Consider the following 10,312-nt stretch of genomic DNA (forward strand, 5'->3'; position numbering starts at 1 on the left):
TTGTCGAATAACTAGTTTTTTAATATTTTTGTTTCGCCTGAAAAGTCCCATAAAATTATTTTTTTTCGCAAAAACAAAAATAAGGGATTCTCAGGCACTTTTTATTTTAGACTTTCGGATAATAGTGGTATTTTGTAAATTGATTTGTTTTATGAAAGGCTTTTTCAATGAATTCTCTTGCAAACTCGTTTAAAACAATCAATCCTCTAGAAGTCATACACATGAACTAACTCTCTTACACTTCCAACTCATACAATTTTTTAATATACCACTCGTATTCATCGGCCAAAAACAGCACTTTAAATTCGAACAAACTCTTCCATCACCAAAATGTATATAGTTTACTGCAACATGTAAATAAGGACTCTTGAGCCATAACTTGAGCAAAACCATCATACGAATAAGAGTTACTTCTATTCCATGGAACTATGTAAATCCATGCTAAAAAACAGTTAAATACAATTATATTTATTTCATCATCTCTTTCTTTATTTCCTCCACTTCATCAAACTCAGCCTCAATAATTAAATTTGGTTTATATGTAAACCTTGAAACAACAATATGGGTTATAAACGACAAAGTAAACCCAGGAATCAACTCATACCAATCCTTGAAGGGATGATCAAAATTAATCCAAAACAGAACCGTCAGTCCACCAACTAACATTCCGGAAAGTGCTCCCGCTTTACTTGATTTTTTGTACAAGAGCGAAAGCAGGATCAATGGGCCAAAAGCAGCGCCAAAACCAGCCCAAGCGTTTCCGACTAAGTTTAAAATACTATCACGAGGCTGTAAAGACAGTAATACTGCAATTAAAGCAACGATCAATACAGAAGCACGACTGGCCACTAACAAGTTTTTAGGACTTGCTTTTGGTTTTATAAAGGCTTTATAAATATCCTCAGTCAAGGAACTGGATGTAACCAAAAGTTGAGACGAAATGGTACTCATAACGGCGGCCAAAATTGCTGACAAAAGAAATCCGCCCACAAGTGGATGAAATAAACCTCTTGCAAAATAGATGAAGATTGTTTCGGCCTCTCGATTGGAGGCGTCAAAAATTTGCATTGTTGAATTATCAAACTTGATTAAATATGCAATTCCAACTAAACCGATACTTAAAGCACCCAAGACAGTTAAAACCATCCATGAAATTCCAATGTTTTTGGCTTTGATTAAATCCTTAGGCTTATCGATGGCCATAAAACGAACCAAAATATGAGGTTGTCCAAAATAACCCAATCCCCAAGCTAAGAGCGAGAGTATTCCTACGGTGGTTGTGCCCGTTAACAGACTTAAATAATCCCCTCCTTTGCTTTGAATGAGCGATAGCGTTTCTGCCGTTCCACCAATTTCAAAAATGGCAACGGTTGGAACAATCAACAAGGCTACAACCATGATTGTTCCTTGAATGAAGTCGGTTAAACTTACCGCTAAAAAACCACCTATAAAGGTATAGATTACAACGACCAGACTTGTGATAAAAACACCCGTCAAATAATCCATTCCAAACGCAGATTCAAATAATTTTCCACCAGAAACCATTCCGGCAGAAGTATAAAGTGTAAAAAATATCAAAATAAAAATCGACGAAGTGATTTTTAAAATATGCTGCTTGTCTTTGTATCGATTCTCAAAAAATACCGGGAGTGTAATGGCGTTTTGTGCAACTTCAGTATAAATTCTAAGTCGAGGTGCCACCCAAACATAATTGAGATAAGCCCCAATAGTCAAACCTATTGCTATCCAAGCACTCGACAATCCTGTAAAGTACATCGCCCCAGGCAGTCCCATCAAAAGCCATCCGCTCATATCTGCAGCACCCGCAGAAAGAGCAGTTACCATGGGTCCTAATTTCCGTCCCCCTATTAAGAATTCCTCGGACGTTGAAGTGGATTTTCGATAGGAATAAATTCCAATGGAAATCATTAATAACATGTATAGTCCAATGGAAATGGCTTCGTAAATCTGCATAATGTATTATTGGTTAGTTAGTATCTTGGTTTATTGATTTTCAAATCTGAATGGCTCCTAATTTCAAAAATTCACTTTTGTGAATATTAAACTAGGTACCTATTTGTCATTTTTATATAAATTCGATTTGTTTTTTATTTTTTAAAATATTGTCAGTGCTTTCTATGCTGGTCATTAAACCAAAAGTAGTACTTAACAATCTAATCTGTAAGAAAACAAAATAGATTAAAAATCCAATAATTAATGATTTCTCATAATTATAAAACTTCATATCGTCAATTAGTTTTCCCGCAATTCCAATCAGATATCATTAAGTATTTGACATCAATATTTCATTGAAAACTCTATGTACTTATATTGATATCGCTTTCAACCCAGACCATAAAAAAAGCTTTGCCAACGTCCAAACGGAATAAAAGTACGGATCAACATATGAATTTCTATATGGACTTTCATCGAGAAACCCTTAATGTCAAGGTAGTTTAGATTCCGTTTGATAATTGGTTATTTAATTAAACTCTAACGTTATCTCTATTTGGAATTTGATATTAAAAAGCAAAAAACAAATAAAGTAGACAATCCTAATTGGTGGTCTCACTTTTAAAGTGTTTGCCAAAAACTAATCACAAAACATTGCTTGCAAGAATTTCTTGAACTCGCACCCTTTAAAAGCCCCTCTTTCTTAAAACTGTGTTACTCACACTATTTCTTAATACCAGGTTGGGTTAACTTATAACCTTTGCTTTCCTTTTCTTTCTTTACCATTTCTTTGACATCATCCAAAAGTTTTTTAGCGTCATAAATAATGCCATCCTTAATGGTATATTTCACACCGCCAACACGCACAACCTCATTGTTGTCAGTTAGTTTTATAGCGCCTGTGCCATAAAGGGTTTGAAGATTTTCTAAAGGATTTTCTTCTACAATAACAAAATCGGCTAATTTCCCAACTTCAATTGACCCTATTTCTTTTTCCATACCTAGTGCCTCAGCACCATTTAAAGTAGCTGCTTTTATAACTTCTAATGGATGAAATCCTGCTTCACGTAACAACTCCATTTCACGAGGATAAGAAAAACCATAAAGCTCATAAATAAATCCTGCATCAGTACCTACGGTTACTCTTCCTCCACGATTTTTATAATCATTTATGAAATTCATCCAAAGTTTATAGTTTGCCTTCCACTCGATCTCTTGTTCTGTTCCCCAATTATGCCAATACGATCCGTGAGACTCACGACTAGGGGCATAAAAATCCCATAATGAAGGAAGGGTATATTCTTGATGGTATTCAGCAAGACGTGCTCGTGTCAAATCTCTATTAGCTTCATAAATAACAAAAGTTGGAGTTAAAGTAAAATCAAGAGCTAAGAGTTCATCCATAACATCGTTCCATTTTTTACTATTAGGTGCTGCTGCTTGTTTCCACAACTGTCCTGCTTCACCAAAACGGTCCTGCTCATTTTGATAATTGTAGTCTAAGGAATAATTTTGAACTGTACGATCATCAAATAACGCCTCAGGTAAACCATACCAGTGTTCCATTGATGTGAGTCCTGACCTTGCACTATTCAAAACATTCCAACTCCCTACATAAGTTTGTGAATGATGCATTTTAGAACGCAGACCTAATTTTTTGTTTTCATCTAAGGCTGCTGCCATTACTACAGGAGTAGCTCCAAAAAATTTAATTCCGTCAGCCCCAAGTTTCGCATTGTTTCGCACCCATTCTCTTGCCTGCTGATCGGTCGCAATCGGAGTTTTGCTGTTCTGCCCAAACGCTGTATACGCTTTAATTCTTGGTGCGGTTATTTCATTTTTATCACTTCTTCTTTTTTCTTCAAGAGTCCAAGTAAGACCATTGCCACTGCTTGGATCTACAATGGTAGTAATGCCATGCCCCATCCAAAGTTTATATACATATTCGGCCGGTGTTCCTTGAGATGTACCACCAATGTGCGCATGACTATCTACAAAACCAGGCATAATGTACATTCCTTCAGCATTTAACTCTTTCCCTCCTGCCTTTAAAACAGGTCTTCTGCTATCTTTAATAGGTACTCCTGGATATCCTACAACTCGGACATCTACAATACGGTTATTTTCCACAACAATATCTACAGGCCCCATAGGAGGGGCTAATGTCCCATTTATTAGCGTTGCTCCTCTTATAATTAATTGTGACCAAGGCCCCTCACCCTCCTGTCTATCAGGGGCTTTTGTGATTTGTGACTGCATGCTCACACACATCATAAAGCAGACCGCAATAAATAATTCTTTTTTTAAATTTTTCATAAGAAATTGTAATTAGGATTAATATAGTTTAAAAATCTGTTGTGGGTTAAACAAGAGAATTTATCTTAAATTATCTTTTATACTCTGCGGGTTGACCGTCTTTGGGAGTTGACTTACTAATGAACTCTCTTATATCTTCATTGGAAGTCGCCAAATCCTCACTACGCAAATACATCATATGACCACTTCTATACCCTTTCCAACTCATCCGATCCCTTAATTTTCCACTGGTATCCATTTGCCATTGATTGTATTTTGAATTGAAATAATCTGTTCCGCCATCATAATATCCTGCTTGCACCAAAACATGCAAATACGGGTTTTGGGCCATTGCCTGGCGTAAGTCATAACCAGTAGTGTTATTGCTATTATCCCAAGGATGAACAGGGCCAAACATATTATATTTAAGATCGGTATTATATTTTAAGTGATTTTTTATATAATAGTTTATTGCCGGGGTAAAAGAGTGAAGCCAAGAAGTCAACTCTGCAGAATAATCTGGTTTATCACCAGCTGCCATTTTATCTATTCCTAAATATCTAGAATCTAACCTACCGATATTAAAACCTTCATTACGCAAAAGTTCTTTCCAAAAGAAACCTTTTGGAATTCTTAGATCATGTTCTAAGATCACTTTTTCGGATAATCCCGAATATCTTGAAATACGCGCGGCGGCTTTCTGTTTTTCTGCTTCAGGTAAAAAACCTCCTTTTGCCATAATCGGAATCAACTCATTAACCGTATACTCCTCAACTTCAACCAGCATATCTGTAAGATCTTTAGACTGTAAATCAGAAGGCAACTTTTTATGGTACCATGCAGCTGCCGCATAATACGGAAGTAAGTTCGCCGCATCGACAGCAGTACCACGCTCAATTCCTAATCCTGTAGGCGACACTAAGACCACCCCATTCAGATACATCCAATGCGCATTTTGCAATTCTAGTGACAAACCTGAAACACGAGGTGCACCATAACTCTCTCCAATAAGATATTTAGGCGACTCCCAACGATTTTGTCTAGTGACAAAAGTATTAATCCAACTTGCCAGATATTTTATATCAGCATTAACACCGAAAAAAGTTTTTCTCTTCTCTGCCTCGTCCATAGTGTCAACTGCTCTCGAATACCCAGTATTTACAGGGTTTATATAAACGATATCTGCAACATCAAGTATAGAATGTACATTATCTTTAACCCCATAAGGCTGAACAGGATAACCTTCATCATCAATTTTGAGAATCTTTGGCCCCGTATAAGCTATATGCATCCATACCGATGCTGAACCTGGACCACCGTTTAGTGAGATTATAAGTGGTCTTTTTGCTTTATTACTTACACCTAATCTCTCATAATACGTAAAATAAAGACCTGCTATAATTTTACCTTTCTCGTCCCACACAGGCTGTTTCCCTGTAGTAGCCGAGTATTTGACCGGCACCCCCTTTATAACAACCTCACCTTTAGTTATTACCGTAGAATCCATTTTGGTGTTTAACTGTTGTGCATTTAAGTTTAGACCACAAAACATCCAAACTATCGCAATAGCATAAATTTTATTCATTTTCTTTCTTTTTTGATTCTTAATATTAATTTTAATTTCTTGAACACGCCCTATTTTGACTTTATTTTCTAAGGTATTCTGCCGCTTGATTTTCCTTTGGAGTAGATGCCTTAATAAACTTTCTTATATCCTCGTTTGAGGTTATTAAATCTTCAGATCTCAGGTACATCATATGACCACTTCTATAACCTTTCCAACTCATACGGTCTCGTAATTTTCCACTGGTATCCATTTGCCATAAATTATACTTCGAGTTGTAATAATCCGTAGCTCCGTCGTAATAACCAGATTGCACCATCACATGTAAATAAGGATTCTGTGCCATGGCTTGACGAAGATCTTCACCCGTATGATTGTTGCTTGAATCCCAAGGACGTGTTTGACCACCTATGAAATATTTCAAGTCCGTATTATAATTAAGATAGTTTTTGAAATAATAATTTATGGCAGGTGGAAAAGAATGCTCCCACGATTTCATTTCCGGCGAGTAATCAGGTTTTTCACCCGCGTTCATCTTGTCTATTCCTAAATATCGAGAATCTAATCTCCCAATGGTAAAGCCTTCATCTCGCAACAAATCTTTCCAGAAAAAGGCTTTTGGCACTCTTAGATCATGTTCCATAATGACCTTTTCAGATAGGCCGGAATATCGAGACAATTCACTAGCTGTTTTACGTTTTTCAGAATCGGATAAAAAACCACCTTTAGCCATTATAGGGATTAATTTATTAGCGGTGTATTCTTCAACCTCTGATAAAACATCCATCAAATCTTTGGACTGTAAATCCGAAGGCAATTTTTTATGAAACCATGCAGCAGCAGCAAAATAAGGGACGTTATTAGCAGGCTCAATGGCAGTACCACGTTCAATACCAAGGCCAGTAGGAGAAACCAAAATGACACCATTTAAGTACATCCAATGACTATTTTGAAGCTCTAAAGAAAGTCCTGAAACTCGAGGCGTTCCATAACTTTCACCAATCAAATATTTAGGAGAATCCCAACGATTTTTTCTTGTGACAAAAGTATTGATCCAGCCGGCAAGATATTTTATATCTGCATTCACTCCAAAGAATGTTTTTGCAACCTCTTCATTACTCATACTTTCAATGGCTCTCGAAAACCCAGTATTTACAGGTTCGATATAAACAATATCGGCAACATCCAAAATAGATTGTGAATTTTCTTCAACGCCATAGGGCTGAACAGGGTAACCCTCACTATCAACTTTTAATTTATATGGGCCAGTATATCCCAAATGCATCCAAACAGAAGCAGCACCTGGACCACCATTAAATGAGAAAATAAGTGGTCGTTTTGAACGATCCTTTATATCGGATCTTTCATAATATGTATAATAAAGACCTGCAATAATTTTTCCTTTATCATCCCAAACCGGTTGTTTACCAGCAGTCGCCTTATACTTCACCACTGCGCCTTTAATAGTAACCTGACCATTGGTGGTTACCATAGAATCCATACTCGTATTTAGCTGTTGCGCTTGTATTACAAAAGAAAAAAGAAAAAACACTGTTGTAAATAGATAAATTTTTTTCATGTCTAGATTTTTAGATGGTATTAGTAGTCGATTTATTCAGTCAATGTATTTTTAAAAAGCTTTAAGATTCGTTTATACTGATCGGTCCAACTTGAAGGCTCTATAAAATTGTGATCTTCGAGAGGATATAATGCAAGCTCCCAATCGTCCTTACCCAATTCAATCAATTTCTGAGAAAGACGCACGACGTCTTGAAAGTTTACATTAACATCAACAACACCATGAGTCATAAGCAAATGTCCCTTCAATCCATCTGCAAAATATATTGGAGAACTTCTTTTATAAGCATTTTCATCAGTTAAAGGTTCATTAAGAATATTTGAGGTATATCTTTGATTGTAATGAGCCCAGTCAGTTACGGAACGCAAAGCAGCACCTGCTTTAAAAACCTCAGGCTCTGTGAACAATCCCATAAGTGTTAAAAAGCCTCCATAAGACCCCCCATATAAACCAATGTAATCTGGATTTACATGATACTTTTCAACCAATAATTTTGCGCTATCTGTAACATCAGAAAGATCCCGTCCTCCCATATGTCTATAAATCCCGGTTCTATAGTCTCGTCCATATCCAGAGCTTGCATTGTAGTCAATATTTATAACTGTAAAACCTTCATCAACCAACAAGTTATTGAACATATATTCCCTAAAATGATAGCTCCACCCGTAATGTACATTTTGTAAGTAACCGTTTGAATGCACAAAAACAACGGCAGTTTTATTCTTTAGGGGTTTTGTTGGCTTGAAAACTTGTGCATAAGTATCTACACCATTTCTGTTTTTAAAAACTATTGTTTCTGGTATTTTCCATGAATAGGCCACAAAATCAGGAGATGTCGTCTGTGTTGTTTGCACAGCCTCAGCTATCGGTTTATTTTCTTGAAGGTATAATTCCCAAGGTTTCGTGATACTAGAGTGTCTAATGGCTAACCATTTTTCGTCTGGAGAAAGCGTGACTTCATTTAACCCTTTGATAGAAGTTAATTTAATTAAATCGCCTCCATTAACAGAGAGTTTGTAAAAATGGGTAATTCCTGGATTCTCGAGATTTGCAGTCAAATAGAAAAATTTCTTATCATTCGATAATTGCAACGTCTGAACTTCAAAAGAACCAGATGTTAATTGCTTTTTTTCTTTATTTGTAACATTCAGACTATAAACATGTGAATAGCCCGTAACTTCACTTTGAAAATAAATTGTATTTTCATTAATCCATCCCAAATTCAAAGTTCCATAAAAACTGCCAATCCCAGGGCCTCCAATCCAAGCCTCGTCATGTTGATGATCCAAAGGAAAAAGTTTCCCATTTAGAGGATCCAATTTCATAATCCAACGATCTTTATTGTCTTGTGAAACAATATTCACCACTGCACTCGTACGATCCGGACTCCATATAGGACGACTGATATTTACTTTTCGATCTTTATTTTCTTTTGTGAGGCGTTCTAACTGTTCTGGATAGTCTTTTATATATTCAGGCAATCTTTTAATTTGTGGAATATTATTAGTCAGGACATCATAAATGGTATCTCGTTCTAAATCATAAATTCTTGTAGAATAAGTAGGCAATATCGCTCCCACTTTTGTTCTACCTGCAATATTTTCTGTATACCCAGATAGAGTTACATAATTTGGCACCTCTATGGTTCTGCTGTTCTCTGATTGATCAGCAATGGAGAACACGACAAATATCATATGTTTATCAATGCTCAAATTTGAAATAGTACTAGAGGCTGGAAGAAAATAACTTCTCGGTAAAGTACTTTTATCATTATCATTTTTTTTGTTGGTATGCTGTCTTTTTAAGACGTCAAATAATCTTAACTGGTCTTTCTGAAGCCATGCACCTTTATCTTTTATGGTTTTTCCCTCGTAGAATTGCTCTCTCGTAAAATTGGTAATTTGCTTCAATCCTTGCCCTGAAAGTCCTATTTGATATAAATTATTCCCCCTTTGAAAAATAACGATAGTTTCATCATCATTAAAATAAGGAGCACTTTCAAATTCATCAGTCGCAACTACTACCGATTCAACACCACTTTTTATATCTTTCAGAAAAATGTCGCCATCTCTTTGAAACAGCATTTTTTTTAGGTCTTTAGAAAATGAAGCCTCCATTATATTGAGGCTATTTGTCTCATTGACATTCAATATTTTCGGAACCCTCTCTTTAATACTCATTTGATAAACAGCATTATTCTCCTTATCCATTGGCCTCCATTTGAACAATACCCGCTTACTATCCTCGCTCCATCGAACCTCCGTGGGAGTTTCTCCCAAATAAACCCTATCCGACATAATCTTTTCAACAGTTAAAGTTGAATTTACCTGTCCAATACTCATAAGGGTTAAGAGAAAAAAAGCAGGAAAAACAAGAATTCGAAACATTATTTTTAGGATTAGATTATAAAATCTGCGTTTTTAGAATACAGTATAAATCTTCATGAGAAAACCCAAGACAGGCATGATATCTCTGCTAGGTTTTCAATAAGTCAAAGTTTATTTTAAATTTATTAATTACAAAAGAGGATGTTCGGATAAAACAAATAGATCCGAAATTAAGCACTAAAAATAAAATGTACTTATAGAAGTTACTATACTTAAATTTAGCTTGGAGAGCGGTAAAAGATTCTCTTCTAACCATCATATAACGACATAGCCGTTTTACCGCTCACTAGCTAATCAGCTTCAACTACTCAAACTTCAGACAAAAAATTTAGAAGTTATTTAATTTAAGTACTTAGAAGCAACTTTTTTTCATGCTCATTAAAAGCAATTAAAATTTATCCCAAAAAAGTTTGGTAGTCAACAAATCTCCGCCTACTGCTATTGCAGCAGCTTCGTAATTAGTGCGATTTAATGTTTGCTCAGATATAGGGTAAATAAGACGAACAGGAACAGTGCTTACATATGCTCCTGCTG

General features: G+C 35.9%; 5 protein-coding genes. All 5 read right to left on the minus strand.

Features of this window, described 5'->3' with window-relative positions:
- Positions 1–468: 468 nt before the first annotated feature.
- Complete coding sequence (gene putP / locus ABIQ28_RS10635; protein ID WP_348037082.1) at positions 469–1,974, minus strand: sodium/proline symporter PutP; 1,506 nt, start codon at positions 1,972–1,974, stop codon at positions 469–471.
- Positions 1,975–2,676: 702 nt separating this feature from the next.
- Positions 2,677–4,227, minus strand: a complete 1,551-nt coding sequence (locus tag ABIQ28_RS10640; RefSeq protein WP_348037090.1) for an amidohydrolase family protein — start codon at positions 4,225–4,227, stop codon at positions 2,677–2,679.
- A 112-nt stretch (positions 4,228–4,339) separates the two neighbouring features.
- Positions 4,340–5,833 carry a carboxypeptidase gene (locus ABIQ28_RS10645; protein WP_348037084.1) on the minus strand — a complete coding sequence of 498 codons (1,494 nt, stop codon included), beginning with the start codon at positions 5,831–5,833 and terminating at the stop codon, positions 4,340–4,342.
- Positions 5,834–5,894: 61 nt separating this feature from the next.
- Positions 5,895–7,391, minus strand: coding sequence for a carboxypeptidase (locus tag ABIQ28_RS10650; protein WP_348037086.1), 1,497 nt, complete (start codon positions 7,389–7,391; stop codon positions 5,895–5,897).
- Between the two features lie 32 nt (positions 7,392–7,423).
- A complete protein-coding gene (locus ABIQ28_RS10655; protein WP_348037088.1) occupies positions 7,424–9,733 on the minus strand; it encodes a prolyl oligopeptidase family serine peptidase in 2,310 nt (769 codons plus the stop codon).
- Positions 9,734–10,312 lie beyond the last annotated feature (579 nt).

The organism is Gelidibacter sp. (assembly GCF_039916245.1).
GTDB lineage: Bacteria > Bacteroidota > Bacteroidia > Flavobacteriales > Flavobacteriaceae > Gelidibacter.